Source organism: Sphingomonas prati (assembly GCF_014643515.1).
Lineage (GTDB): Bacteria > Pseudomonadota > Alphaproteobacteria > Sphingomonadales > Sphingomonadaceae > Sphingomonas_R > Sphingomonas_R prati.
Genome location: NZ_BMJP01000002.1, coordinates 346,315 through 371,461, shown reverse-complemented (window position 1 = coordinate 371,461; position 25,147 = coordinate 346,315). Strand labels below are relative to the sequence as shown.

The 25,147-nt window shown below is 67.8% G+C and carries 24 protein-coding genes and 1 tRNA gene; 17 read left to right on the top strand and 8 right to left on the bottom strand.

The annotated features are described in order from the left end of the window. Nucleotides 1–53 precede the first annotated feature (53 nt). From IEX50_RS09645 to IEX50_RS09630, 4 genes are all read right to left on the bottom strand, one after another. Nucleotides 54–1,637 carry a lipopolysaccharide biosynthesis protein gene (locus tag IEX50_RS09645; RefSeq protein ID WP_157176688.1) on the bottom strand — a complete coding sequence of 528 codons (1,584 nt, stop codon included), beginning with the start codon at nt 1,635–1,637 and terminating at the stop codon, nt 54–56. A gap of 27 nt (nt 1,638–1,664) precedes the next feature. Further along, complete coding sequence (polA, locus tag IEX50_RS09640; RefSeq protein WP_157176689.1) at nt 1,665–4,415, bottom strand: DNA polymerase I; 2,751 nt, start codon at nt 4,413–4,415, stop codon at nt 1,665–1,667. Between the two features lie 99 nt (nt 4,416–4,514). Further along, nucleotides 4,515–6,116: an L-aspartate oxidase gene (gene nadB, locus IEX50_RS09635; RefSeq protein WP_157176690.1), complete on the bottom strand. Its 1,602-nt coding sequence runs from the start codon at nt 6,114–6,116 to the stop codon at nt 4,515–4,517. A gap of 133 nt (nt 6,117–6,249) precedes the next feature. Next, nucleotides 6,250–7,176 (bottom strand): ABC transporter ATP-binding protein, encoded by a 927-nt coding sequence (locus IEX50_RS09630; protein ID WP_157176691.1) that lies wholly within the window; start codon nt 7,174–7,176, stop codon nt 6,250–6,252. A gap of 126 nt (nt 7,177–7,302) precedes the next feature. On the opposite strand from IEX50_RS09630, the gene IEX50_RS09625 reads away from it, so the two are divergent. Continuing rightward, nucleotides 7,303–7,566: a zinc-finger domain-containing protein gene (locus IEX50_RS09625; protein WP_157176692.1), complete on the top strand. Its 264-nt coding sequence runs from the start codon at nt 7,303–7,305 to the stop codon at nt 7,564–7,566. 18 nt (nt 7,567–7,584) lie between these two features. Continuing rightward, entirely contained in the window at nt 7,585–9,006 is a 1,422-nt protein-coding gene (gene tldD, locus IEX50_RS09620; protein WP_157176693.1) for a metalloprotease TldD, read from the top strand. Between the two features lie 30 nt (nt 9,007–9,036). Here the strand turns inward: tldD and IEX50_RS09615 are convergent, their stop codons facing one another. Then, nucleotides 9,037–9,243, bottom strand: a complete 207-nt coding sequence (locus IEX50_RS09615) for a hypothetical protein (RefSeq protein WP_157176694.1) — start codon at nt 9,241–9,243, stop codon at nt 9,037–9,039. 168 nt (nt 9,244–9,411) lie between these two features. Between IEX50_RS09615 and IEX50_RS09610 the strand changes: the two genes are divergently transcribed. The 4 genes from IEX50_RS09610 (at nt 9,412) to IEX50_RS09595 (ending at nt 13,432) form a co-directional block, all read left to right on the top strand. Further along, nucleotides 9,412–9,630 (top strand): putative signal transducing protein, encoded by a 219-nt coding sequence (locus tag IEX50_RS09610; RefSeq protein WP_157176695.1) that lies wholly within the window; start codon nt 9,412–9,414, stop codon nt 9,628–9,630. Beyond that, the gene (locus IEX50_RS09605; protein ID WP_157176696.1) at nt 9,627–10,343 is read left to right on the top strand and encodes an endonuclease/exonuclease/phosphatase family protein; all 717 of its coding nucleotides are present in this window, start codon (nt 9,627–9,629) and stop codon (nt 10,341–10,343) included. Before IEX50_RS09610 ends, IEX50_RS09605 begins: the two co-directional genes overlap by 4 nt. A gap of 16 nt (nt 10,344–10,359) precedes the next feature. Next, complete coding sequence (locus tag IEX50_RS09600) at nt 10,360–11,184, top strand: oxygenase MpaB family protein (protein ID WP_229673861.1); 825 nt, start codon at nt 10,360–10,362, stop codon at nt 11,182–11,184. Between the two features lie 67 nt (nt 11,185–11,251). Continuing rightward, complete coding sequence (locus tag IEX50_RS09595; RefSeq protein ID WP_157176697.1) at nt 11,252–13,432, top strand: putative bifunctional diguanylate cyclase/phosphodiesterase; 2,181 nt, start codon at nt 11,252–11,254, stop codon at nt 13,430–13,432. A gap of 218 nt (nt 13,433–13,650) precedes the next feature. Here the strand turns inward: IEX50_RS09595 and IEX50_RS09590 are convergent. Continuing rightward, nucleotides 13,651–13,725 (bottom strand) — tRNA-Gly (locus tag IEX50_RS09590). Nucleotides 13,726–13,906: 181 nt separating this feature from the next. Between IEX50_RS09590 and IEX50_RS09585 the strand changes: the two genes are divergently transcribed. From IEX50_RS09585 to IEX50_RS09550, 8 genes are all read left to right on the top strand, one after another. Then, a complete protein-coding gene (locus IEX50_RS09585) occupies nt 13,907–14,815 on the top strand; it encodes a tetratricopeptide repeat protein (protein WP_229673859.1) in 909 nt (302 codons plus the stop codon). Beyond that, on the top strand, nt 14,812–15,450 hold the full coding sequence (locus tag IEX50_RS09580) for an LON peptidase substrate-binding domain-containing protein (protein ID WP_157176698.1): 639 nt from the start codon (nt 14,812–14,814) through the stop codon (nt 15,448–15,450). The genes IEX50_RS09585 and IEX50_RS09580 overlap by 4 nt, the downstream gene beginning before the upstream one ends. Beyond that, nucleotides 15,447–15,620: a Trm112 family protein gene (locus IEX50_RS09575; RefSeq protein ID WP_157176699.1), complete on the top strand. Its 174-nt coding sequence runs from the start codon at nt 15,447–15,449 to the stop codon at nt 15,618–15,620. Before IEX50_RS09580 ends, IEX50_RS09575 begins: the two co-directional genes overlap by 4 nt. A 48-nt stretch (nt 15,621–15,668) precedes the next feature. After that, nucleotides 15,669–16,577 (top strand): acetylglutamate kinase, encoded by a 909-nt coding sequence (argB, locus tag IEX50_RS09570; RefSeq protein ID WP_157176700.1) that lies wholly within the window; start codon nt 15,669–15,671, stop codon nt 16,575–16,577. Nucleotides 16,578–16,663: 86 nt separating this feature from the next. Continuing rightward, the gene (locus tag IEX50_RS09565; RefSeq protein WP_157176701.1) at nt 16,664–16,957 is read left to right on the top strand and encodes a YggT family protein; all 294 of its coding nucleotides are present in this window, start codon (nt 16,664–16,666) and stop codon (nt 16,955–16,957) included. Nucleotides 16,958–16,961: 4 nt separating this feature from the next. Continuing rightward, nucleotides 16,962–17,843, top strand: coding sequence for a bifunctional methylenetetrahydrofolate dehydrogenase/methenyltetrahydrofolate cyclohydrolase FolD (gene folD, locus IEX50_RS09560; RefSeq protein ID WP_157176702.1), 882 nt, complete (start codon nt 16,962–16,964; stop codon nt 17,841–17,843). Further along, a complete protein-coding gene (locus IEX50_RS09555; protein ID WP_157176703.1) occupies nt 17,843–18,484 on the top strand; it encodes a MarC family protein in 642 nt (213 codons plus the stop codon). The genes folD and IEX50_RS09555 overlap by 1 nt, the downstream gene beginning before the upstream one ends. 164 nt (nt 18,485–18,648) lie before the next feature. Then, complete coding sequence (locus tag IEX50_RS09550; protein ID WP_157176704.1) at nt 18,649–19,143, top strand: hypothetical protein; 495 nt, start codon at nt 18,649–18,651, stop codon at nt 19,141–19,143. A 179-nt stretch (nt 19,144–19,322) separates the two neighbouring features. On the opposite strand, the gene IEX50_RS09545 is transcribed toward IEX50_RS09550, so the two are convergent. Further along, nucleotides 19,323–21,155 (bottom strand): AcrB/AcrD/AcrF family protein, encoded by a 1,833-nt coding sequence (locus IEX50_RS09545; RefSeq protein ID WP_157176705.1) that lies wholly within the window; start codon nt 21,153–21,155, stop codon nt 19,323–19,325. 115 nt (nt 21,156–21,270) lie between these two features. On the opposite strand from IEX50_RS09545, the gene IEX50_RS09540 reads away from it, so the two are divergent. The 3 genes from IEX50_RS09540 to IEX50_RS09530 all read left to right on the top strand — a co-directional run bounded on the left by IEX50_RS09540 (nt 21,271) and on the right by IEX50_RS09530 (nt 23,479). Beyond that, a complete protein-coding gene (locus IEX50_RS09540; protein WP_157176706.1) occupies nt 21,271–21,723 on the top strand; it encodes a GtrA family protein in 453 nt (150 codons plus the stop codon). Nucleotides 21,724–21,794: 71 nt separating this feature from the next. Continuing rightward, a complete protein-coding gene (locus tag IEX50_RS09535) occupies nt 21,795–22,748 on the top strand; it encodes a glycosyltransferase family 2 protein (protein WP_229673903.1) in 954 nt (317 codons plus the stop codon). Next, nucleotides 22,748–23,479: a class I SAM-dependent methyltransferase gene (locus IEX50_RS09530; protein WP_157176708.1), complete on the top strand. Its 732-nt coding sequence runs from the start codon at nt 22,748–22,750 to the stop codon at nt 23,477–23,479. The genes IEX50_RS09535 and IEX50_RS09530 overlap by 1 nt, the downstream gene beginning before the upstream one ends. Here the strand turns inward: IEX50_RS09530 and IEX50_RS09525 are convergent. Beyond that, complete coding sequence (locus IEX50_RS09525) at nt 23,413–25,029, bottom strand: hypothetical protein (RefSeq protein ID WP_184075118.1); 1,617 nt, start codon at nt 25,027–25,029, stop codon at nt 23,413–23,415. The genes IEX50_RS09530 and IEX50_RS09525 overlap by 67 nt on opposite strands. Nucleotides 25,030–25,147 lie beyond the last annotated feature (118 nt).

Below are 25,147 nucleotides of genomic sequence, written 5' to 3'. Positions count from 1 at the left end.
CGTTTGATCCCACCGTCATCCCGGCCTTGGCCAGTATGATGGTTCGGGATGTGCTAGGCCGTCGTCGCGGGCAGCGGGGCGGGGGTCTTGTGCCCCATCTTGAACAGGACGCGGTCCTCCGTGCCGAAGCCGCGGTACCAGATCACGGCACCGTAGGCGCCGAGGATCAGCGGGATGCCGATCACGAGCTGCGCCCATTCCGGTAGCAGCAGCGCGATCCCGCCGGCCAGGAGCGCAAGCGCCGTGGCGGGCACGAGCGCCCAGCGCCAGCCCGAGACGCGCGCGTCGAGCAGCCGGCGGAGCATCCGGGCCTTCACGACCGAGGCCATGCCGAGTGCGGCCATCAGCGCGATCGCGACGCCGGCGGCGGACACCGGATCGGTGCGCGGATCGGCGGAGACGGGAACCCAGCCGGTGCGGGCGGCCCAGGGCATGACGTGGCGGATCGCGTGGATCAGCACGACCGACAGCGCGGTCTGCATGACGATCATCCCCACCGACACCGCCAGGTTGCGGTAGCGCGCGACGTAGATCAGCGCCGACTCACTGACCGCCGCGGTGGCCGCGATCGCTTCGGCGGCAAGCAGGAAGGCGAGCGCGCCGGTGCCGACGACAAAGCTCGGCCCCATCAGGCCCATCACCGCCTCGCCCGGGATGGCGAGCGCGAGGGCGATGCCGGTCTGGGCGGCGATGATCCAGAAGCCGACCTGGCGCACCTGGTGGGCGACGGCCGCCTTGTTGCCGTCCGCCAGGTTCTGCGTGATGACGGGGCCGAGGATCGGGTCGAAGCTGGTCTTGAGCTTCTGCGGCAGCGAGGCGACCTGTTGCGCGGCCCAGTAGATGCCGACGATCTGCGGCGCGAAGAAAATGCCGAGGATGTAGATGTCGATGCGGCGCGAGCCCCATTCGATCGCGTCCGCGCCCGCCAGCGGCAGGTTGCGCCGCGCGATGCCGGCCAGTTCGCGCGGTCGCGGGCGCCAGCCGGTCGGGCGGCCGTAGCTGCGCCAGAGCGGGATGATCGAGGCGACGAACGCGGCGATCGTCGACAGCACGTAGGACAGGATCAGTCCGTCGCGGATCGAGTAGAAAGACAGTGCGAACGCCGCGATGCTGATCGTCCAGGGCTCGATCAGCGCGCGTGCCTTGACCGTAGCGCCCACGTCGCCGCGATAGGCGAGGGCCGCGAGCGCGATGTCCGACCCGGCCCAGCCGAAGACGGTGAGCGGGAGCAGCCAGTCGAGCCCGTTGATCCGGCTGTTGGGGAACATCAGGTCGGGGATGAAGATGAGGAGCGCGGCGGCGGCGGCGGACCCGACCATGCCGACGAGCATCGCGTCGTAGACGATGTGGACGTGCGGGCGATCCTTCGCACGGGTCAGCTGCTGCGCCAGCCCGCGTTTCAGGCCGAGTGTGGCGAGCTGGGCCGCGAATTCCACCGTGATCGTGGCGAGCGCGAAACGGCCGAGCGCATCGGTGCCGTAGATGCGACCCGCGATGAACAGGAACGGCAATCGCGCGGCCAGGCGCAGCAGGAAGCCGAAGAAGTTGGTACGGCCGCCCTTGGCCAGCGCCTCGATATCCGCGCCGGGCGGCGGCGCGGATGCTGTGGGGGGCGCGGCGCGTGCGGCGTCAACCACCGCGGGACGCCGAACGGCCGGGCGCGATCAATGCGCGGCGCCCCAGCTTTTGCCCGTGCCGATTTCGACGCCGAGCGGGACGGAGAGCGTCACCGCGGGTTCGGCGGCGCCGGCCATCACGTCGCGGATCACGGCGGATGCGGCGTCCACTTCGGACGGATCGAGTTCGAACACCAGTTCGTCGTGGACCTGCAACAGCATGCGTACGGTACGCAGCCCCGCCAGTTCGAGTTGCGGGCCGACCCGGACCATCGCGCGCTTGATGATGTCGGCCGACGTGCCCTGGATGGGGGCGTTGACGGCCTGGCGCTCGGCCGACTGGCGTTCGCCCACCGTCTTGCCGCGGATGCCGGGCAGGTGCGTCTTGCGGCCGAACAGCGTGGTGACATAGCCCTTGGCACGGACCTCGGCGATCGTGTCGGCCATGTAGGTTTTCACGCCGGGGAACCGGTCGAAATAACGGTCGATCATGGCCTGCGCCTCGATCCGGTCGGTGCCGAGCCGGCCGGCGAGACCGAAGCTGGAGATTCCGTAGAGGATCGCGAAATTGATCGTCTTGGCCTTGCCGCGCGTGTCGCGGTTGACCTCCCCGAACAGTTCCTGCGCCGTCAGGCTGTGGATGTCGTCGCCGTTCGCAAACGCGGCGCGCAGTTGCGGCACGTCGGCCATGTGTGCGGCAAGCCGCAGTTCGATCTGCGAATAGTCGGCGGCGAGCAGGACCTTGCCCTCCTCCGCCACGAACGCGTCGCGGATGCGGCGGCCCATTTCGGTGCGGATCGGGATGTTCTGGAGGTTCGGGTCGGTCGAGGACAGCCGCCCGGTCTGCGCGACGGCGAGGCTGAAGCTGGTGTGGACGCGGCCGGTTTCCGGGTTGATCTGCGCCTGCAACGCGTCGGTATAGGTCGACTTGAGCTTCGACAGCTGGCGCCATTCGAGCACGAGCCGCGCCATGGGGACGCCTTCGGCAGCCAGCCGTTCGAGTTCGGTGACGTCCGTGGAATAGACGCCCGACTTGCCCTTGCGGCCGCCCTTCAGACCCATCCGGTCGAACAGCACCTCGCCGAGCTGCTTGGGGCTGCCGATCGTGAACGGGCCGCCGGCGGCTTCGTGGACCTGGCCTTCCAGCACGGCGATCTGCGTGGCGAACTCGGCCGACAGGCGCGACAGTTCGGCGCGATCGACCTTGATCCCGGCGCGCTCCATTTCGGCCACGACGGTGACGAGCCGGCGATCGACCGTCTCGTAGACCTGCGTCGCAGCCTCCGCGGCCAGCCGGGGTTTCAGCCGCCGCCAGAGGCGGAGCGTGACGTCGGCGTCCTCCGCGGCATATTCGGTGGCCTGCGGCAGCGGCACCTTGTCGAACGTGATCTGCGCCTTGCCGGTGCCGCAGATCGATTTGAAGCTGATCGTGTCGTGCGACAGGTGGACCTTGCAGAGATCGTCCATGCCGTGGTTGCGCAGGCCGGCGTCGAGATCGTAGCTCAGGATCATCGTATCGTCGGCGGGCGTCACGTCGACGCCCGCGCGGCGCAGCACGACGAGGTCGTATTTCAGGTTCTGGCCGATCTTGAGCACCGTCGGGTCGGTAAACAGCGGGCGGAGCCGGTCGAGTACGACCTCGCGCGGCAGCTGCGTCGGGACTTCGGACAGCAGGCCGTCGCCGACATGGCCGATCGGAATGTAGCACGCCTTGCCCGGCGCGATCGCCATCGACACGCCGACCAGCGTGGCACGCATCGAATCGATGTGGTCGGTCTCGGTATCGATCGCGATCGTGCCGACGGCGGTCGCTTCCGCGATCCAGCGGTCGAGCGCCTCCTCCGTTACGACGCACTCATAGTCCTTGTGGACGAAGGCGGGCTCGTCGGTCGCGACGGGCGCGGGTGGCGGCACCGGTTCGCCGATGACATGGCCGTCGGTGACCTTGAGCAGCAGCGACTTGAAGCCCTGATCTTCGAGGAACGCCCGCAACGGGGCGGGTGGAATGCCCTTGAGCGCGAGATCGGCGAGCGGTTCGGGCAGCGGGTGATGGCAGGCCAGCCGCACCAGCTCGCGGCTCAGCCGCGCGGCATCGGCATGATCGATCAGCGACTGGCGGAGCTTGGGCTTCTTGATCGTGTCGGCGGCGGCCAGCACGGCTTCCAGATTGCCATGTTCCTGGATCAGCAGGCTGGCGGTCTTCGGCCCGATGCCGGGGACGCCGGGGACGTTGTCGACCGCGTCGCCCATGAGGGCCAGCACGTCGCCGAGCTGGCCCGGCGTGACGCCGAACTTCTCCTGCACATAGTCCGCGCCCAGCCGGCGATTGTTCATCGTGTCGAGCATGTCGAGCCCGGGTTCGATCAGCTGCATCAGGTCCTTGTCGGAACTGACGATCGTGACCTTCCAGCCCTCCGCAAGCGCGGCCTTGGCGTAGCAGGCGATGATGTCGTCGGCCTCAAGCCCGACGGTTTCGATGCAGGGGACGGAGAAGGCGCGCGTCGCCTCGCGGATCACCGGGAACTGGGGGACCAGATCCTCGGGCGGCGGCGGGCGGTGCGCCTTGTATTCGGCATACATGTCGTTGCGGAAGGTGTGCGACGACGCGTCGAGGATGACCGCCAGATGGGTCGGGCCGTCCGACGTGTGGAGTTCGTCCACCAGCCGCCACAACATGGTGGTGAACCCGTAGACCGCGCCCGCAGGCTCGCCCTTGCGATTGGTGAGCGGCGGCAGCCGGTGATAGGCGCGGAAGATATATCCGGACCCGTCGACGAGATAGAGGTGATTGTTCGACACCGACGCGATGTAGCAACGTGGCGGGCGCTTGGCGACTGGGACTTGAGGGGTGCGTTTGCACTGGTTCGGGGTGTCTGGCGGCGGCCCGCCCGGGCCGGTTCAGGGCACCAGGATCGTGTCGATCGCCTCGGGCGCCGTCTCGGGATAGTCGAGCGTGTAGTGGAGGCCGCGGCTTTCCTTGCGGGAGAGCGCGGAGCGGATGATGAGGCGGGCGACCTCAACGAGGTTGCGCAGCTCGATCAGGTCCGCGGTGACGTGGAAGGTGCCGTAATATTCCTCCGTTTCCGCGGCGAGCAGTTCGATGCGGTGGAGCGCACGTTCGAGGCGCTTTGTGGTGCGGACGATGCCGACGAAATCCCACATGAAACGCCGGATCTCGCGCCAGTTGTGCTGGACGACGACTTCCTCGTCCGAATGCGAGACGCGGCTTTCGTCCCAAGGGCGGATGGCGGGGGGCGTCGGCAGAGTGTCCCAGTTGGCGTGGATATGGTCGGCCGCGGCCTCGCCGAACACGAAGCATTCGAGCAGCGAGTTGGAGGCGAGGCGGTTCGCGCCGTGGAGGCCGGACTGCGTCACCTCGCCCGCGGCGTAGAGGCCGGGGAGGTCGGTGCGGCCGTCGAGGTCGGTCAGCACGCCGCCGCAGGTGTAATGCTGTGCGGGCACGACCGGGATGGGTTGCGTGGTGATGTCGATGCCGAGCGTCAGAAGCTTGGCATGGATGTTGGGGAAATGTTCACGGACGAATTCGGGCGGGCGGTGGCTGATGTCGAGATGGACATAGTCGAGGCCGAGCCGCTTGATCTCGTGATCGATCGCGCGCGCCACGACGTCGCGCGGCGCGAGTTCGGCGCGGGGATCGAAATCGGGCATGAAACGGTGGCCGGAGCCGGGGAGCAGCAGATGGCCGCCCTCGCCGCGCACGGCCTCCGTGATCAGGAAATTCTTGACCTCCAGATTGTAGAGGCAGGTCGGGTGGAACTGCATGAATTCCATGTTCGACACGCGGGCGCCGGCGCGCCAGGCCATGGCGATGCCGTCGCCGGTCGCCCCGCGTGGGGCGGTGGAATAAAGATAGGTGCGGCCCGCACCGCCGGTCGCCAGGATGGTCGCGCGGCCGGTGAAGGCCTCCACCCGGCCGGTCCCGCGGTCGAGCGCGTAGACGCCCCAGACGCGGCCGTCGCCGGAGTAGCGCACGCCGTTGCGGCCGGTGATCAGGTCGATCGCCGCCATGTCTGGGACGAGCGTGATGTTCGGGTTGGCGGCGGCGGCTTTCTCCAGCGCCTGCTGCACCGCCCAGCCGGTCGCGTCGTCGACATGGACGATGCGGCGGTGGCTGTGGCCGCCCTCGCGCGTCAGGTGCCAGCGTTCCGATTCGCCGGGGTTGAAGGGCACGCCGAGGGCCGCCAGCCGCTCGATCGCGGCGGGCGCGCCGCCGATGACATATTCGACGGTGCGGCGATCGTTCAGGCCGGCGCCCGCGACCATCGTGTCCTCGATATGCGATTCGAACGTGTCGCCGGGTTCGAGCACCGCGGCGATGCCGCCCTGAGCCCAGGCGGTGGAGCCTTCCGACAGGCCGCCCTTGGCCAGCACGACCACGCGGTGGTTCTGCGCCAGGTTGATCGCGGCGGTGAGGCCGGCGGCACCGGAGCCGATGATGACGATGTCGTAGTGGCGGGGGCCGGTGGGTGCGTCGGTCATGCTGCTTCTATTGTCTCCGACCCGCTTTCCGGCGGCGTTTGGTTCGAGCCCGTCGAGAACGCCGTGCAAGGTTCTCGACAGGCTCGAACCAAACGGGTTGGGGCGCAAGGCCCTACGTAACGGGGATCAGGTCTTACGCCGCGTCGGCCGCGCGGGTGAGGTTAAGGAATACGTCCTCGAGGTCCGCTTCGCGCGTGGACACATCGACTATGCCGAGCCCCGCGGCCTGGAGCGCGGCGAGCACTTCGCCGGCGTTCACCTTGTCCTTGGAATAGGTGATGACGACGGTGCGGTCGCCCTTCAGCGCGATCTTTTCGAAGCAGGGTGCGACGGGTGCGACGGTCAGGTCGCGGTCGACGGTGACCTCGACGACCTTTTCCTGCGCGCGGGCGAGGAGTTGCGGGGTCGGTTCGTCGGCGATCACGCGGCCATGGTTGATGATCGCGATCCGGTCGCAGAGCTCCTCGGCCTCCTCGAGATAATGGGTGGTGAGGACGACGGTGACGCCGCCGGCGTTGAGTTCGCGCACATAGGCCCAGAGCTGCTGGCGCAGTTCGATGTCGACGCCGGCGGTCGGTTCGTCGAGGACGAGCACGGGCGGCGTGTGGACGAGCGCCTTGGCGACGAGCAGCCGGCGTTTCATGCCGCCGGACAGCGTGCGGGCATAGGCGTTCGCCTTGTCCTCAAGATGCACCGCACGCAGCAGTTCCATCGTGCGGCGCTTCGCCTTGGGCACGCCGTAGAGCCCGGCCTGGATCTCGAGCGATTCGAAGGGCGAGAAGAACGGGTCGAACAGGATTTCCTGCGGCACGATGCCGATCGACGCCTTTGCGTTGCGCGGGTGCGCGTCGATGTCGAAGCCCCAGATCTCTGCGCTGCCGCTGGTCTTGTTCACCATGCCGGATAGGATGTTGATCATGGTCGACTTGCCCGCGCCGTTCGGGCCGAGCAGGCCGAAGATCGTGCCGCGCGGAATATCGAGCGAGACGCCGTCGAGCGCGCGCTTGCCCCCCGCATAGGTCTTGCAGAGATTCTGGATGCGGATCGCGGCTTCGGTCATGCGTCTGCGCATAGCGGGCGGCGGGGCGGGTTGAAAGCGGAACGCCGGGGGAAATGTAGCGCTGGCGTGGGCTTCGACGCGATTGATGCGCTTGCGGGGGTCACGCGCGGTTGGTAACGCGGGGACATGACTGGAACCGCGCCCGAGACATCCCGTGTCACCACCGCCCGCATCGTGTGCGACGGGGCGACCGATATCGTTGGCGGCGCCGCGCTCGGCCATCCGCGCAGCTGGTTGCAGATCGACGAGAAGGGCTATGTCGACTGCGGTTACTGCGATCGGCGCTTCGTGCTGATCGGTGGGCCGGCCGATACCGGCGCGGGTGAGGCGGCCCCCGGCGGGACGATCAACACGCGCGAGACGCAGGTCGGGGATGTGCAGGGCGGCTGACGCTCCTATATCCGGTCGATGACACAGACCGATCCCCGCGCTTTCCTCTACCGCGATACGCTCGATCCCGATGCGGCGCTGCGCCTGACGGCGGAGACGCTGAAGGGCTGCGACGACGGCGAGCTTTATCTGCAATATATGGCGTCGGAGAGCTTCGGGTTCGACGATGGGCGGCTGAAGACTGCGGATTTCAATACGCAGGCGGGGTTCGGCCTGCGCGGCGTGTCGGGCGAGACGATGGCGTTTGCGCATGCCAACGAGCTGAGCGAGGCCGCGATCCGGCGGGCGGGCGAGACGATGACGCTGCTCGACCCCGCGACCGGCGCACGCAGCGCGCCGCCGCGGCGGACCAATGCGGGGCTCTATACCGGTGACGATCCGCTGTCGGCGATCCCGTTCGCGCGCAAGGTGGAGCTGTGCCAGCGGATCGATGCGGCGGCGCGGGCGCGCGATCCGCGCATCGTGCAGGTGTCGGTCGGGCTCGGCGGATCGTGGAGCGTGGTCGAGATCGTGCGGCCGGACGGCTTCGTCGCGACCGACGTGCGGCCGCTGGTGCGGTTGAACGTGACGGTCGTGGTCGAACAGAATGGCCGGCGCGAGAGCGGTTTCCACGGGCTGGGCGGGCGGTATCTCTACGACGACCTGTTCGACGAGGTGGTGTGGAGCCGTTCGATCGACGAGGCGCTGCGCAGCGCGCTGGTCAACCTGGAGGCGGTAGCGGCACCGGCGGGCGAGATGACCGTGGTGTGCGGCGCGGGCTGGCCGGGCGTGCTGCTGCACGAGGCGATCGGGCATGGGCTGGAGGGTGATTTCAACCGCAAGGGATCGTCCGCATTCGCCGGGCGGATCGGTGACCGGGTGGCGGCGCCAGGCGTGACCGTGATCGACGACGGATCGATCGCGCACCGCCGCGGGTCGCTGACCATCGACGACGAGGGCACGCCGACGCAGCGTAACACGCTGATCGAGGACGGGATCCTCAAGGGCTATATCCACGACCGGTTGAATGCGCGGCTGATGGGCGTAGCGCCGACCGGCAACGGGCGTCGGCAGAGCTTCGCCCATGCCCCGATGCCGCGCATGACCAACACGTTCATGCTGGGTGGGCAGGACGATCCGGAAGAGATCATCGTACGCGCCAAGAACGGTATCTACGCGCGCAACTTCGGCGGCGGTCAGGTCGATATCACGAGCGGCAAGTTCGTATTCACCTGCACCGAAGCGTACCGGATCGAGAACGGGAAGCTGGGCGCACCGATCAAGGGTGCGACGCTGATCGGCGACGGGCCGTCCGTGCTGACCAAGGTCCGCGCGATCGGCAACGACATGGCGCTGGACGAGGGCATCGGCGTCTGCGGCAAGGGCGGGCAGTCAGTGCCGGCGGGCGTAGGCCAGCCGACGCTGATGATCGACGGCCTGACGGTAGGCGGGACGGCCTGACGAAGCCGCGATAGCCATACCCTCCGAGCGTCAGCCGACCTGCGGCTTGGTCGTTTTTGGACGATCGGCGGGAGTGGCCGTGGCTTTCGGGCGGCAGATCCGGGTCGAGGGCTGGCAGGCCGTTCCGACGTTGGAGCAGGTTCGCTTGCCGTCGACGGTGGTGCAGGCGCGGCATTCGCGCTTGACCTCGGTGCAGAGCTGGGGCGTCGCAAGCATGAGTGCCAAGGTAAGCAGCATCGTCGTGGTGCCCCGTACGGAAGTGTCTCTATATCCGCAGCTAACGGGTAGCCGATGTGCCAACTCCAGTCGCGGTCTTCGGCAGCGCGGTCGACATGTACGACAGCGGCCTTGGCTGTGGCGCAGAAGGCTGCGCACCCTTTTTCGGAACGGGGCGTTGCCGGTTCCATGTCTTTGATCGAACTCGCACGCTTTCCCGACCGGATCCTGGGTGAACTGGCGCGGGGGCGGCTGGCGGCGGACGGGATCGAGGCGGAGTTGTTCGACGAGGGGTTCGGGGCGCTGGGACTGGGCGTGATGGGCGGCGTGCGGCTGATGGTGGCGCCGCGTGATGTCGCCGCGGCGGGCGAGGCGCTCGGGATCCAGCCGGACGGCGCGGACGAATGACGCGGACGATCACCGTCGCGAGCTACAACATCCACAAGGCCGTCGGCACCGACCGGAAACGGCGGCCGGACCGGATCCTGGAGGTGCTGCACGAGATCGACGCCGATATCGTCGCGTTGCAGGAGGCCGACCAGCGGTTCGGCGCGAAGCTGACCGCGATCCCGATCGATCTGATCGCCGAACGGTCGGACTACCGGCCGGTCGGGTTCGGGGTGCGCCCCGGCGGGATCGGTTGGCACGGCAATGCGATCTTCGTGCGCAAGTCCGCGACGATCACCGACTGCCGCCCGCTGGACCTGCCCGTGCTGGAGCCGCGCGGCGCGGTGCTGGCCGATGTGCGGGTCGACGGCGCGGACGTGCGGATCGTGGGGATGCATCTGGACCTGTCGGGTCTGTGGCGGCGGCGGCAGGCGAAAGCGGTGATCGCGCATGTCGCGGCGTGCGAGCGGGCGATGCCGACGGTGCTGATGGGCGACCTGAACGAATGGTCGCTGCACGGCGGGTGCCTGCGCGATTTCGGGGGCACGTACCGGTTCGCGGCGACGGGGCGGAGTTTCCACGCCCGGCGGCCGATGGCGGCGCTGGACCGAATTCTGGTCGGACCGGGGGTGGAGGTGATCGATTCCGGGGTCCACCACAGCCACAAGGCGTCGCTGGCGTCGGACCATCTGCCGATCTGGGCCAAGCTGCGCGTGCCGGCCCCGTCGGGATGACGGACGTGGCAGCCCGGTGCTGAGCCTGCCGCGTGCTGCGATCCGCGTGCGGATCGAGCCGTTGCTGGCCGGGGACCGCAGCCTGGATCGGCCGAAGGGCGACGACGGGTTGTTCGGGCCGCGATCGGCGGCGTGGGCGGTGCATGGGGATGTTACCGCCATGTTGATCGGCGGGGTGTCATCCTTGCTGCTGCAGATGCTGCATCCGGCCGCGCTGGCGGGCGTGCTGGACCATAGCGATTTTCGGCGCGACATGCGTGGGCGGCTGCTGCGGACCGCGCGGTTCGTCGGCATCACGACCTATGGATCGACCGCGGCGGCGGAGGCGGCGATCGCGCGGGTGCGGCGGATCCATGCGGGCGTGAACGGGACCGTGCCGGGCGGCGCGGCGTACAGTGCGAACGATCCGGACCTGCTCGGCTGGGTCCATGTTGCGGAGACGACGAGTTTCCTGGCGGCATACCTTCGTTACCGAGACCCGTGGTTTCCGGCGCGGCGGCAGGACGCCTATCATGCCGAGATGGCGGAACTGGTGCGGCGACTGGGTGCGCGTGACGTGCCTGCAACCCGGCGCGCCGCGGCTGCGTATATGAGAAACGCGCGGGCAGAACTTCGCGCGGATGCACGGACGCGGGACGTGGCGCGGCTGATCCTAACACAGGCGGCGCCGGATGCGGTGGCCGTGCCGTTCCAGCGGCTGATGCTGGAGGCAGGGGTGGACCTGCTACCGCGGTGGGCGCGCGCGATGCACGGGCTGGACAGGCCGGTGCCGGTGCGCGTCGCGACGCGTACGGGCGCCGCAATGGCGGGCCGTGCGGTGTGGTGGGCGATGACGACGTAAGTAAGGGCTTGTTGATATTCGTTCGATAGATAGCATTCGCTGCATCGCTGACAGCCGGAAAGTCGATATGCGTGCTGCACCCCACCTTCTGAACGAGGACGCCAGGCTGGTGGCGCTGGCCGCGTACGACATCCAGCCGGGCGTCGAGGATGCCGCTCTGACGCGGATCGTCGGTCTGGCGGCGCGGATGTTTTCGACACCGGTCGCGCTCATTTCACTCGTCGGTCGCGATACGCAGCAGTTCGCGGCGCGGATCGGCGTGGACGCGTGCAGCGCGCCGCGCGACACATCCTTCTGCGGGCATGTGATCGCGCAGGACGACATCATGGTCGTGAACGATGCGACGCTGGACGTGCGGTTTGCCGACAATCCCAACGTCATGGACGGTCTTCGCGTCCGTTTCTATGCGGGCGTCCCGTTGCGGTCGCCCGACGGCTTCGCGCTCGGTACGCTGTGCGTGAACGATCACCGGCCGCGCAACGGCATGTCGGATGCGGACCGCGAGAATCTGCGGACGCTGGGTGCGCTGGTGACCGACCGGCTGGAGACGCGGCGGGCGGTGACGGCCGGGGCGGTCGAGCAATCGCGGTTCCAGAGCATTGCCGCGACGTCGCCGGACGGCATCGTCTGCGCCGACGACATGGGGCGGATCACGTTCTGGAACGCCGGTTGCGAACGGGTGTTCGGGTTTTCGGCGGAGGAGGCGATCGGCCGGCAGATCGACCTGATCGTGCCGGCCCGGATGCGCGGCGGGCATGACGGGGGCCTGCGCCGCGCGGCGCTGGGCGGCCCGACGTTCATGGTCGGCACAACAGTGGAGCTGGACGCCGAGCACAAGGACGGGACGGAGTTTCCGATCGAGCTGTCGCTGTCGATGTGGCGGGAAGGGACGCAGGCGAGTTTCGGGGCGATCATCCGCGACATCCGCGAACGGCGCGCCAACGAGACGCGGCTGTTCAACATGGCGCATCTCGACGGGCTGACCGCGTTGCCGAACCGTGCCGTGATGCTGACCCGGATCGGCGAATGCATGGCGGCGAACGAGCCGCTCGCCGTGCTGATGCTGGACCTGGACGGGTTCAAGAACGTCAACGACACGCTGGGCCACACCGCGGGCGACGTCGTCCTGCGCGAAGTGGCGCGGCGCGTGCTCGAATGCATCCGCCCGATCGATACCGTGGCGCGGCTGGGCGGCGACGAGTTCGCGATCATGATTCCCGGCGCGGGCAGCGCGCGTGGCACGGTGGGCGCGGTGGCGGACCAGATGATCGCCGCAATCGGCGCGCCTTATGTGATCGACGGGCAGGTGATCCATATTGGGGCCAGCATCGGCATCGCGTCCGCGCCCGACGACGGGGACCATGCCGAGGACCTCCTGTCGGCCGCCGACTTGGCGATGTACCATGCCAAGGGCGAGGGGCGGAATTGCCGACGCTTCTTCACGCCGCCGTTGCGCGATGCAGTCGTCCACCGGCGCGCATTCGAAGGGGAATTGCGCCGTGCGATCGACCAGGGGGAGTTCGAGCTCTTCTACCAGCCGCAGGTGCGGATCAGCGACGGTGTGCTGCTTGGCGTCGAGGCGCTGCTGCGCTGGCGGCATCCGGAACAGGGGCTGCTGGAGCCGGCGCGGTTCCTGTCGACGATCGAGAACGGCCTGCTGGCGCCTGATGTCGGCCGCTGGGTGCTGGAGACCGCGTGCAACCATGCGGTGGCGTTGCGCGCGCGGATGCCGGCGCTGGTGATGGGCGTGAACCTGTTCGGGGCGCAGTTCCGCACCGGGCGGCTGGCCGAGGATGTGATCGGGGTACTGGCCCGCACCGGCCTGCCGCCGACCGCGCTGGAGCTGGAAATCACCGAGAATATCGCGCTGCGCCACGACGAGACGATGCTGCCCCCGCTGAAGGTGCTGCGCGAACTGGGCGTGGGCGTGGCGTTCGACGATTTCGGCACGGGCTTCGCGTCGCTCAGCCTGCTGAAACGCTATCCGCTGACCCGGTTGAAGATCGATCGCAGCTTCATCCGCGAGATCGGCACGGATCGGTCCGACACCGCGGTGGTGAGCGCGATGGTGTTCCTGTCGCGCGGGTTGGGCATCGAGGTGATCGCGGAAGGCGTGGAGACCGAGGAACAGCGCGACCTCTTGCGCGCCTGCGGGTGCGACGTGGTGCAGGGGTATTTGTACGGCAAGCCGATGGCGTTGAGCGACCTGCATGACTTTATCGGAATGCAGTTGCGGATGGTGGCGTGACGCGGCGTGTTGCCGTGCTGATCTGATTCGCTGGGTGGGGTTCCGGGCTTAGCGGACGCGCTCGGCTTCGCCCGACGGGTCCCTAGGGTTCGCTCGGGATGGACGGATTGGTCAGATGCCTGGATCGTATCTTGTGGCGTCAGGCCAGCCAGTCGGACAACAAAAAAACGGCCCAGCTTGCATTAGCCGCTCACGTCTCGTCCTACCAGTTCGGAAACTGGAGCGGGCGAAGGGATTCGAACCCTCGACCCCAACCTTGGCAAGGTTGTGCTCTACCCCTGAGCTACGCCCGCTCGGCGCTGTTCGCTTGGGAAGTTCGTTCGAACCACCCTGCGGCAGGCGGCGGCTAATATCCGCAGCATCCCCGGTCGGCAACCCCTTATCTTTGCGCATGTGCGAAAAGCCGGCGGGGCTTGGCATCGGGGCGGGCCGCGCCACATAGGGGGCGACGGAACGACAGGGGAGACGGTGACGGTGGCGACACTTGGCATGACGGCAGCCGAACGCGAGGCGATCGAGGGTTTTCGGCGCGACGTGGTCGAACCGTCGATGGACGCGCTGGTCATCGTGGATTTCTGGGCGGACTGGTGCGGGCCGTGCAAGGCGTTGACGCCGCTGCTGGAAAAGGTCGCGGCCGATTATGCCGCGCGTGGCGTGAAGCTGGTCAAGGTCAATGTCGACGAGCAGAAGGCGGTCGCGGCGCAGTTTCGCATTCAGTCGCTGCCGACGGTCTATGCGATCTTCCAGGGGCAGCTGGTCGCCGACATGACGCCGGCGCGCACCGAGGGGCAGCTGACCCAGATGCTCGACCAGATCCTGAAGCAGCTGCCGCTCAAGACCGATGCGGCCGCGGCGGAGGCGGACCTGCTGCCGCTGATCGCGATGGCCGAGGAAGTGCTGGAGAGCGGCGACGCGGAGCGCGCGCTGTCGATCTACCGCCAGCTGGGCGAGATGGCGCCGGACAACCTGACCGTCGTGGCGGGTGAGGCGCGTGCGCTGTTGCTCGGTGGTGCGGTGGACGAGGCGGCGGAGCTGCTCGATTCGGTGCCGGCGGAGAAGGCGAACGATCCGGCACTGATGCAGGCGCGCGCGGCGCTCGCGCTGGCGAAGGAAGCGGCACCGGTCGATGACCTGGCACCGCTGGAGGCGCGGATCGCCGCCGATCCGGACGATCATGAGGCGCGTTACGAACTGGCCGGCGCGCTGATGACCAGCGACCGCGACCGGGCGGCGGATGTGCTGCTCGAATCGATCGGGCGCGATCGGGAGTGGAACGAGGGCGCGGCGCGTGCGCGGTTGCTGACCTTGTTCGCGGCGGTCGGGCTGATGGACCCATGGGTCGGGGCGCAGCGCCGGCGGCTGTCCGCGGTCCTGTTCACATGAGCGAGGGCAAGCGCCACCGCCTGTCGGTCTTCCCGCTGACCGGGGCGCTGCTGTTCCCGCGGGCGCAGTTGCCGTTGCATCTGTTCGAGCCGCGGTACCGCGCGTTGATCACCGATGCGCTGGCGCGCGACCGGCGGATCGGGATGGTGCAGCCGCGGGAAGGCGGCGACGATCGGAAGCCGGCGCTGTACGATGTCGGCTGCGTCGGGCGGATCGCGCAGTTCGAGGCGCTGGACGACGGGCGGTTCAACATCGTGCTTGAAGGGATCACGCGGTTCCGGATCCTGAGCGAGATGGACGTCACCACGCCGTTCCGCCAGGTGCAGGCCAGTTTCGACGATTTTGACGACACAGCCGAGCCGGACCCGCTGGCCAGCGTGCTGCGCGCCGACCTGGAACGCGAATCGCGGCGCTTCGCCGATGCGCGCGGGTATCAGCTCGACTGGGACGCGGTGACCCGGCTCGACGACGAATCGCTGGTGAACGGCATCGCGCAGATCGCGCCGTTCGATGCGGCGGCCAAGCAGGCGTTGCTGGAGGCGCGGACGATCGTCGACCGGGCGGATTTGATCGTGCAGTTCCTGCTGTTCTTCCGCCTGCGCGACGGGGACGACGACGGGGCGACGATGCAGTGAGCGTCGGCCCCGGTCCGGTGCTGGTCGCGAAGCTGGTGTGCCCGCGGACGCGGACGGCGTTGCGCTGGGATGCCGCGCGCGGGTTGCTGGTGTCGGACAGTGCGGGTGTTGGGTATCCGGTCACGAACGGCGTGCCGGTGCTGCTGGTCGAGGCGGCGGTCGCGATCTGATCGGCCCGGGGTATGCGGGGCCTCTTACGTCGCCCGCCCGATCCCGCTATGCGGCCCGGCATGAACCACCATCTCGATCCCGTGCTGCTCGCCAAGGCGGAGACGCTGACCGAGGCGTTGCCGTATCTGATCCGCTACGCCGGCGCGACGTTCGTCGTGAAATATGGCGGCCATGCGATGGGCGACCCCGCCGCCGCGGAGGATTTCGCGCAGGATATCGTGCTGCTGAAGGCGGTCGGGATCAACCCGGTCGTGGTGCATGGCGGCGGGCCGCAGATCGGCGCGATGCTGAAGACGCTGGGCGTCGAATCGACGTTCGTCGACGGGCTGCGCGTGACCGATGCGCGGACCGCGCGGGTGGCGGAGATGGTGCTGTCCGGCCAGATCAACAAGGAACTGGTCGGCTGGATCGGCCATGCCGGGGGCCGCGCGGTCGGGATTTCGGGCAAGGACGGCAATGCGGTGACGGTCGAGAAGGTGCGCCGCACGCGGATCGATCCGGTCAGCGGGGTCGAAGAAGCGGTCGACCTGGGCTTCGTCGGCGAGCCGGTCGATATCGATCGGCGGCTGTTCGACACGCTGTCGAAGGCGGGGATGATCCCGGTGGTGGCGCCGATCGGACTTGGGCCGGACGGCGAGACGTACAATGTGAACGCGGATACGATGGCGGGTGCGCTGGCGATCGCGCTGGGGGCGGAGCGACTGTTCCTGCTGACCGACGTGGCGGGCGTGCTGGACAAGGAAAAGGCGCTGCTGACCGACCTGACGCCGGCGGCGATCGCGGCGCTGCGGACGGACGGGACGATCACGGGGGGGATGATCCCGAAGCTTGAGACCTGCGTTGATGCGGTCGAGGGCGGGGTGGACGCCGCGGTGATCCTGGACGGGCGCGTGCCGCACGCGATGCTGATCGAGATCTTTACGCGCCAGGGGGCGGGGACGCTGGTGCGGCGGTAGGGTTCACGCGAGCCCAGCCTGCCATTGCCCGGCATCGCCGCCCCGGCTAAGGCCTTGGGCAATCCACTCGCACATGCGGAGCCGCCATGATCGCCATCCTTGAGATCATCAAACTTCTGCTCGGGCTGCTGCTGTACATTATTATTGCGCAGGCGATCCTGAGCTGGCTGATCGCGTTCAACGTCATCAACACGTCGAACGATTTCGTGCGGCAGGTGCTCTATGCGCTCGATCGCATCACTGAGCCGCTGTACCGGCCGATCCGCAAGATCCTGCCCGATTTCGGGGCGCTCGACCTGTCGCCCATGGTGGTGATCCTGCTGATCTACATCCTGCGCGCGATCATCATCCCGAACATTGAATTGAACCTGATGAGTTGATCGGATGACCGCACGCATCATCGACGGGAAGGCGTTCGCCGCCACCCTGCGCGGCCGCGTCGCCGAGGGCGTGGCGGCGTTCCGTGAGGAAACGGGGCGCGCACCGGGGCTGGCCGTCGTGCTGGTCGGCGCGGATCCGGCGAGCGACGTCTATGTCCGGTGGAAGGGCAAGGCGACGCTCGCGGCCGGTATGGTCGGGACAGAGCATCGCCTGCTTGCCGAGACGACGCAGGAGGCGTTGCTGGCGCTGGTGGCGGAGCTGAACGCCGACGCGGCGGTGGACGGGATCCTCGTCCAGCTGCCGTTGCCGGGCCATATCGATTCCGCGGCGGTGATCGCCGCGATCGATCCGGACAAGGATGTCGACGGGTTCCATGTCGTCAATGCCGGGCGGCTGGCAGTGGGGGCGGACGGGTATGTGCCGTGCACGCCGCTCGGCTGCGCGTTGTTGCTGGAGGATGTGCTGGGCGACCTGTCGGGGCTCGACGCGGTCGTGATCGGGCGGTCGAACATCGTCGGCAAGCCGATGGCGCAGCTGCTGATCGACCGGAATTGCACCGTGACGATCGCGCACAGCCGGACGCGGGACCTGGCGGCGGTGGTGCGGCGTGCGGACATCGTGGTGGCGGCGGTCGGGCGGCCGGAGATGATCCGCGGCGACTGGTTGAAACCCGGCGCGACCGTGATTGACGTGGGCATCAACCGGGTCGAGGATGCCGCGGGGCGCCGGCTGGTCGGTGACGTCGCGTATGACGAGGCGCTGGCGGTGGCCGGTGCGATCACGCCCGTGCCTGGCGGGGTGGGGCCGATGACGATCGCGGTGCTGCTGCGCAACACGCTGGTCGCGGCCCATGCGCGCGCCGGGCTGGCGAAGCCGGCGATCTGATGCTCACGCTCTTCATCTCCGCCTTCGTCACATTCTTCGTGGTGATCGATCCGCCGGGGTGCGCGCCGATCTTTGCGGGCCTCACGCGCGGCACGTCGCCCGATCATCGCCGGGCGATGGCGTTCCGGTCGGTCATGGTGTCGGCGGGAATCCTGCTGGTGTTCGCGCTGGTCGGCGAACGGTTCCTGTCGGCGATGGGGATCAGCCTGGACGCGTTCCGGATCGCGGGCGGCATCATGCTGTTCCTGATCGCGCTAGAGATGGTGTTCGAGAAGCGCACGCAACGCCGCGAGGAGCGCGCCGAGGGCGTGCTGCGCGAGGCGGAAGCCGAAGCGCGGACGATGGAGGAGGAGGATATCTCCGTCTTCCCGATGGCGATCCCGATGATCGCCGGGCCGGGATCGATCGCGACCACCATGCTGCTGACGTCGCGCGCGCACGGGCTGGCGGAGACCGCGATCGTGTTCGCGGCACTCGGGTCGATGTTGCTGATCCTGTTGCTGGCGCTGCTGGCCGCCGGGCCGCTGATGCGCGTGCTGGGCCACAAGATCGAAGCGATGATCACCCGCATTCTGGGCGTGATCCTGGCGGCGCTGGCCGCGCAGTTCGTGATCGACGGGATCCGCCAGAGCTTCGCCTAAACGGGGTCTGCGTCGAGCGAGACGTTACCCCGGTGCAAATTTGGAACCTTTGCCTCGACGCGGGGAGCAAAGAGCCTGACAGCCCCTGGTCCCTCTCTTGCTCTTTTGCCAGCGCTGGACAAACATTCGTTTGAACGGCGGGGACAAGATCCGGAGTTCGAACGATGCAGAGATTTGTAAAAGCTTCGCGAGATAATTGGTTTTACGCTATTCTCCCGGTCTTGTTTGCTGCTGCGTTAAACTTTCGTGCAACACATCCATGGGACGATCAGCCGCAATTTGGTGAGGCGGTTACACTCTTTGATTGGTGTATTTTCGTGCCTTTTATCTATGTGGCTTGCTATAGAAACATGCCTCGGCGTGCTCTGGCGATACGAGCACTTGCGATCGCGTGTGGAGGTATATGGATCGCCGGAAAGATTGTTCCTGATCCAGCAGAAACGATCCTCACACAATGGAGCTGGTTGCGTGGTGTCGGCATTGCCGTGCTGGTGCTTGCCGAAAGTGCTGCTCTGATTGCAGTATTACGTATCGCGTTTGGTTCTGCGCCCGACGCAACTGAGCTGGAGCGGCAGGGTATGCCGCCGCTGCTCGCCAGAATGATTCTGGCCGAAGCGCGTTTGTGGCGTTGGGTTTGGGACCGCTTGCGAGGAAAGTAGGCTGCGCAACGAAGGCAGCCTGTCATCCAAAATTGTTTGTTCCCAAAACATCATGATCGGGAACGCCTGCGCGTCCCTGATGCGGAAACCACACATTTCGGATCCGGCGCGCAGTCGCGGAAGAACAGCGCGTTTCACTAAGCACAAATTCGCTGCGAATGGGTTTGTACGCTGCCAGCCTATTCGACCCGCCGCCACAGCTTGAAGGGCGATCCCGCCGGCAGCGGGACGGGGGTGAGCCAGGCGGGAACGCGGTTGCGGGCCAGCTGCCAGTAGAAGCCGCCCTTCGCCTCTGCGTTGTAGATCGTCGATTCGGACATGCCGGGGCAGATCAGGAGGAGCGTCGCGCCGTGCTTTGCCATGATGGCGCGGGCCTGATCGGGTGAACCGCGGAAGGCGTGGATGACGTCGAGGATCGCGGTCTGGTTGCGATGATAGGGGCCGGCGATGGCGCGGTGGTGCGTCATCGCGATCAGCCGGGGGCCGAGATCGACGAAGGTCAGCACGGTCGCGGTGGGGATACGCGCGATCGGGCGGAGTGCAGGGAGCGTCGGGCAGCGGCGGTTGGCCAGGGCGACGCGGTTGCGGTAGGTCGGGGCCGGACCGGTCTTGCGAGCTTTGCCCGTCGTGGCACCAATGGGTGCAGTAGGGGTGGCCGCTTCGTTCGGGATCGCGCGGACGACAATCCCGGCGATCGTGCCCGATAGCAGCAGGAATGCGGCAATCGTACCGCCGACCCGCACAACCATCAGGCGGTGATGCGCGAGGCGGGGCAGGACGAACCAGGCAAGGCCCGCGATGCCGGGCACCGCGAGAATCTGGGCCGGCGGACCGGAGCGCGTCTGCCACGCCATCAGCGCCGCGGACGTCAGGCCCAGCAGCGCGACGGTGGCCCAAGCCGGGAACAGCACGGTGCCGCGTGTGCGCCACAGCATCAAGGCGTAGCCGACCAGCCCGATCACCGGCGGCAGTCCGACCGGGAACCAAGTGCGCCAGCTATGTGCGTAGAGCGGGCGGACTTCGTTGATGTGGACGAACCAGAGCGCGCGCAGTTCGGGGCTCAGCCGTTCGGGCGTGCCAAGGCATTGTGGCCAGGCGAGCGCGAACGCACCTGCCACGACGATCGCCGCCGCCACCGCCGCGGCCAGCCGAACGCCACGACGATCGTCGCGGATCGCGGCCAGTGCCACGAACAGTCCGCCGCCGAGCAGGGTGGCCGACAGCCAGACCGGCGAGAGCGCATCGCAGACCGGCAGGCGATTGTCGTAGGAGGCGAACAGCGCGAAGCCGAGCGCGCTGCCGAGGCCGAGCGCGATACCGTGCGCGGCCATGCGCGGCGCCTCAGCGCGGTCCCATACCCAGCGAAGCGCGACCGCGCCGGTCGCAAGCGCCAGATAAGGGAGCATTTCGAGCCCGATGGTCAACGACAGCGCGATCGCGCCGCCCGCGACCAGCCCGCCGCGGCGGCGCGCCGGATCGACGCTGCCCGCGACGGTGGTGGCGAGCAGTGCGAGCTGCCACCCGTGGTGATCGATCCGGGTCGGCATGTACATGAGCAGCATCGTGCCCATGCAGAAGAACATGGCGGCCCCCAGCGCGAAAGCGGAACGATCGATCAGCCGCCGGACGGCGAGCACAGAGGAGAACAGCGCAAGGCCGAGCGGGATCAGCGGTGCCACCGCGACGGCTATGCGGACCGCATCGAACGCGCCGACGAACGGCCGCGTCAGCAGGATCAGCCCGGCGATCGGCAGGTCGACGAACCGCGACCAGTGGATGCTGGCACCGTGCGGCGGATCGAGCTTGTACTGGCGCAGGTCGTACCACCCCTGGCCGGACAGCCAGGCGTTGACCTGTGCCAGCCGGATATTGTCGTCGGTATCGGCCAAGCCGAGCCAGTGGATCTGGCCCCATTTCATGTACAGCATGACGACGGCGCCAATCGCCCAGAACAGCAACGTCCAGCGGACCCAATAGCGGGCGGCATCGTCGATCGGCGTCGTCGTGGGCACGGCGTATCCTTGGGTAACTCGGCCCCGGCGGGCAGCGCGCTATGGAACCACGTTCGGCGCGCGACAACCATGTTTGACGTGCAGTTCGTTCAGTCCTAGCGCGCATGCCAACCGCATGACCGCTCCGCTCTCCCCCTCCCGCGACTCGACGACCGGCCTGGTCGCCCGGATCCGCGCCTTCCTGTCCGGCACGGGCGGCCAGTTCGTGCGCTATGCCATCACCGGGTTCGGCATCACCGCGCTGTCCGCCGCAATCTATTGGGTCCTGGCGACGCCGCTGCACGTCCATCCGCAACTGGCCAATCTGGCGGGTTATGCGGTCGCCGTGTCGCTCGGCTACGTCATCCACAGCCGGTGGAGCTTTCGCGGGCACGGCAGCCGCGAGAACACGCTGCGCACCACGGTGCGGTTCCTGACCGCGTCGCTGATCAGCCTGGGGTTGAACAGCGCGTGGATCTGGTTGCTGGTTCATCGTTTGGGCGGGCCGACATGGTGGCCGATCGTGCCGATCCTGTTCGTGACACCGGTGGCGATGTTCTGGCTCAACCGGCTATGGGTCTTCGAATGACAGACCCGTACAGTGTGCCGAATCCCACAGCCGATTCCGAATGGACAGGCGAACCGCGCCCGTTGGTGACGATGATCGTGCCGGTGAAGGACGAGGAGCAGGCGATCGCGACGTTCGTCCAGCGTGTGACCTTGGTGCTCGACTCACTGGCGGAGCCGCGCGGCTGGGAAATCCTGTTCATCGACGACGGATCGACCGACGCGACGCTGCCCGCGATCATGGCCGCCAACCGCGCCGACCCGCGGGTCCGCGCGCTGTCGCTGTCGCGCAATTTCGGCAAGGAAGCAGCGCTGTCCGCCGGGCTGGACGTGGCGCGCGGCGAGGTGTCGATCCCGATCGACGTCGATCTGCAGGACCCGCCCGAGGTGATCGGCGAGATGATCGCCAAATGGCGCGACGGATACGAGGTCGTGTACGGCGTGCGGCGCAACCGGGCGAGCGATACGCTGCCCAAGCGGTTCACGGCGGATTTCTACTATCGCGCGCACAACTGGCTGTCGGCGGACAAGATCCCCGAACATGCGGGCGATTTCCGGCTGCTCGACCGGAAGGTGGTGGAGGTGATCCGCACGATGCCGGAGCGCAACCGGTTCATGAAGGGGCTGTTCGCGTGGGGCGGGTTCCGCCAGACGTCGGTCGAATATGACCGCGTCGAACGGACGCTGGGCACGACCAAGTTCAACTACTGGAAGCTCTGGACGCTGGCGATCGACGGGATCACGTCGGCCTCCACCGTGCCGCTCCGCGTCTGGAGCTACCTGGGCGCGTCGATCGCGATGGTCGGGATGCTATACGCGGTGTATGTTGGCGTGCGGACGCTGGTGTACGGATCGGATGTGGCGGGATATCCGTCGCTGATGATCGCGGTGCTGTTCTTCGGCGGGTTGCAGCTGGTGTCGCTGGGCGTGCTAGGCGAGTATGTTGGCCGCATCATGGTCGAGGTGAAGCATCGGCCGATCTACGTGGTGCGAACCCGGATCGGCATGGATGGCGGCAGCGACGGCAAGGCCGGGGGAATGCACTGATGGATGCGAGCATCTACGCACGGATGGCCGAGATCGACGGCGAACATTGGTGGTTCGCTGCGCGCCGCCGGATCGTGGCTGCGCTGATCGAGGCGCAGGCCCCGCGCCGGTCCGGCATGCGCATCCTGGAAGTCGGGTGCGGCACGGGATCGAACATCCCGCTGTTGCAGGGTTACGGCACGGTCGATGCGGTGGAGCCGGACGATTTCGCGCGCGCGTTCGCCAGCGACCGGAGCGGGATCGCGGTGAAGGGTGGCTACCTGCCCGATGGCGTCGCGCTGGACGACGGGCATTACGACTTCATCGTGCTGCTCGACGTGCTGGAGCATATTCCGGGTGATCTGGAGGCGCTGACCGCGCTGCGCCGCAAGCTCGCGCCCGGCGGGCGGTTGATGGTGACGGTGCCGGCCAACCCGTGGATGTGGAGCGCGCACGATGCGGCGCATCACCACCAGCGGCGCTATACCGCCGCAACGCTGGCGAAGGTGTTCGGGCAAGCCGGGTTCCGCGTGCGCCACCGCAGCCATTTCAACACGCTGCTGTTCCCGCTGATCGTCGGTGTGCGGTGGCTGCACAAGCTGACCGGCAAGACCGGGGGGGACGACGATGCGATGCCGTCGCCGCGCATGAACCGCCTGCTGGAACAGGTGTTCGGCGCGGAACGTCACATCGTGGCGCGCGGATCGCTGCCGTTCGGGGTGTCGCTGGCGCTGGTGGCCGAGCCGGCCTGAGGCTTGGCTGGCACTGGGGCGGGCACGACGCGGTAGAGGATGCCGCGGGTGCGGCCGTGCCAGACGGGAACCAGGTCCGGATAGCGGAGCCAGCCGGAGCGCGGCATGTCGATCAGCCAGAAATGATCATAAGCCGCGCGCGGGAAGTTGCGGAGCGTGTCGGCAAGTACCGGTTCGCCGCGGCGACGGCATTTGAGCGGGCGCAGAAGCTGCGTCGGATCGCCCCCGAACCGCCCGACATGCGGGTTGCGGATCGTCAGGAGCTGCGCGCCGGCCATCGCCCACTGGCCGTTCACGAACGCCTGGCGGCGTCCGATCGCGAGGCTGCCGAGATGGTCCATCCGCGAATAGCTCCAGCTGCCCTGGCAGGGGAGGTTGACCAGCACCATCACGCGCGCGCCGATCGGCAGATGTTCGACGGCCGCGAGCTGCTCGTCATAGGCGCGGTCGAGCCGGGCATAGTGGAGCGTGTGGCCGGTCAGCCGGACGACCAGGAAGGCGAGCGCGGCCACCGCGAGCGCGGGGCGCCACCAGCGCGCATCGCCGATCGGGCGCAATGCCACCACCGCCACCGCCAGCGCATAGGGCGCCATCCGCATGTCGGCATAAGCGGAGCCGAGCAGCACGCGTGGCAGAAGCGCGTAGGCAGCGAACAGGAACAGCGCGGCGAGCCCCAGCGTGCGGTTGTAGCGGAAACCGACCCGCGCGACGCCGAGGCCGAGCAGGATGAACACCACGCTGACGCAGGCGATGTCGTACGGACGATAATCGTCGCGCAACGCCGCCAGCAGCCAGGCATATTTCCAGGTGGCGGTATAGCCGCCGGTCGTGCCGGCCACCGCACCGGAGCGCCAGACGAGCATCAAAATCATTGGCGGGACGAGCGGGAGGCAGGCGAGGCCGGCGTGCCAGACGGTGCTGAACAGGTTCCGTTTTGCCGTGCCTTCGCCGGTGTCGTCGCGCATGCGGACCAGTTCGGCGGCCGCGGCGAGGAGGCACAGGACCGCCCAGCCGTAGCTGTGGCAGACCCAGATCGCGAGGCCGATCGGCACGAACAGCGCCGCCCGCAACCGCGTGCGCCCCGTCCGGCCGAGCCGCAGCCAGTATCCGAACGCCAGGAAGGCGAGCGCCATCGACAGTGCGAAATTGGCGAACCCGAACTGGAACGGATAGCCATAGGCGAACGGCAGCGCGAAGGCGGCGCTGGGCGGGATGCGGCCGTGCGCTTCCTTCGCCATCCACAGCAGGCCGCCCGCGGTGAGCGGCGGGATCAACAGCACGATCAGCTTGACCGCGGGTTCCAGCCCCATCAGCCGCGACAGCGGCACGATGAGCAGGTCGATCCCCATATTGCCGATCAGGCCCCATTCGAACCCGTAATAGCGTTGTAGAAAGGGCGAGCCGGCGCGCTCCAGCTCGACGCCGTAGCGCCCGATATGGCCCAACAGGTCGGTGATGGGGGGAATGTCGGGCCAGAGCAGCGGTACGGCCATCAGGCACGCCAGCCCGATCGCGTACCACCGCGACTGCCACCAGGCGCGATCGGTCATGGACCCCGCCTGTATCGAAGCGCAGGGGCGGCGGGAACCGGTAATTGGTGGGTCGGGTCGCGGTTTTGCGCGGTTTAACTGGGGTGGCGTGGGCGGCGGTTTGCGGGTTGCGATGGCA

What these genes read in the sequence shown, in the direction of transcription:
- nadB (WP_157176690.1), bottom strand. Translation starts at nt 6,116, where the DNA reads ATGACCGACGCACCCACCGGCCCCCGCCACTACGACATCGTCATCATC.
- IEX50_RS09630 (WP_157176691.1), bottom strand. Translation starts at nt 7,176, where the DNA reads ATGACCGAAGCCGCGATCCGCATCCAGAATCTCTGCAAGACCTATGCG.
- IEX50_RS09625 (WP_157176692.1), top strand. Translation starts at nt 7,303, where the DNA reads ATGACTGGAACCGCGCCCGAGACATCCCGTGTCACCACCGCCCGCATC.
- tldD (WP_157176693.1), top strand. Translation starts at nt 7,585, where the DNA reads ATGACACAGACCGATCCCCGCGCTTTCCTCTACCGCGATACGCTCGAT.
- IEX50_RS09615 (WP_157176694.1), bottom strand. Translation starts at nt 9,243, where the DNA reads ATGCTGCTTACCTTGGCACTCATGCTTGCGACGCCCCAGCTCTGCACC.
- IEX50_RS09610 (WP_157176695.1), top strand. Translation starts at nt 9,412, where the DNA reads ATGTCTTTGATCGAACTCGCACGCTTTCCCGACCGGATCCTGGGTGAA.
- IEX50_RS09605 (WP_157176696.1), top strand. Translation starts at nt 9,627, where the DNA reads ATGACGCGGACGATCACCGTCGCGAGCTACAACATCCACAAGGCCGTC.
- IEX50_RS09595 (WP_157176697.1), top strand. Translation starts at nt 11,252, where the DNA reads ATGCGTGCTGCACCCCACCTTCTGAACGAGGACGCCAGGCTGGTGGCG.
- IEX50_RS09580 (WP_157176698.1), top strand. Translation starts at nt 14,812, where the DNA reads ATGAGCGAGGGCAAGCGCCACCGCCTGTCGGTCTTCCCGCTGACCGGG.
- argB (WP_157176700.1), top strand. Translation starts at nt 15,669, where the DNA reads ATGCGGCCCGGCATGAACCACCATCTCGATCCCGTGCTGCTCGCCAAG.
- IEX50_RS09565 (WP_157176701.1), top strand. Translation starts at nt 16,664, where the DNA reads ATGATCGCCATCCTTGAGATCATCAAACTTCTGCTCGGGCTGCTGCTG.
- folD (WP_157176702.1), top strand. Translation starts at nt 16,962, where the DNA reads ATGACCGCACGCATCATCGACGGGAAGGCGTTCGCCGCCACCCTGCGC.
- IEX50_RS09555 (WP_157176703.1), top strand. Translation starts at nt 17,843, where the DNA reads ATGCTCACGCTCTTCATCTCCGCCTTCGTCACATTCTTCGTGGTGATC.
- IEX50_RS09550 (WP_157176704.1), top strand. Translation starts at nt 18,649, where the DNA reads ATGCAGAGATTTGTAAAAGCTTCGCGAGATAATTGGTTTTACGCTATT.
- IEX50_RS09540 (WP_157176706.1), top strand. Translation starts at nt 21,271, where the DNA reads ATGACCGCTCCGCTCTCCCCCTCCCGCGACTCGACGACCGGCCTGGTC.
- IEX50_RS09535 (WP_229673903.1), top strand. Translation starts at nt 21,795, where the DNA reads ATGATCGTGCCGGTGAAGGACGAGGAGCAGGCGATCGCGACGTTCGTC.
- IEX50_RS09530 (WP_157176708.1), top strand. Translation starts at nt 22,748, where the DNA reads ATGGATGCGAGCATCTACGCACGGATGGCCGAGATCGACGGCGAACAT.
- IEX50_RS09525 (WP_184075118.1), bottom strand. Translation starts at nt 25,029, where the DNA reads ATGACCGATCGCGCCTGGTGGCAGTCGCGGTGGTACGCGATCGGGCTG.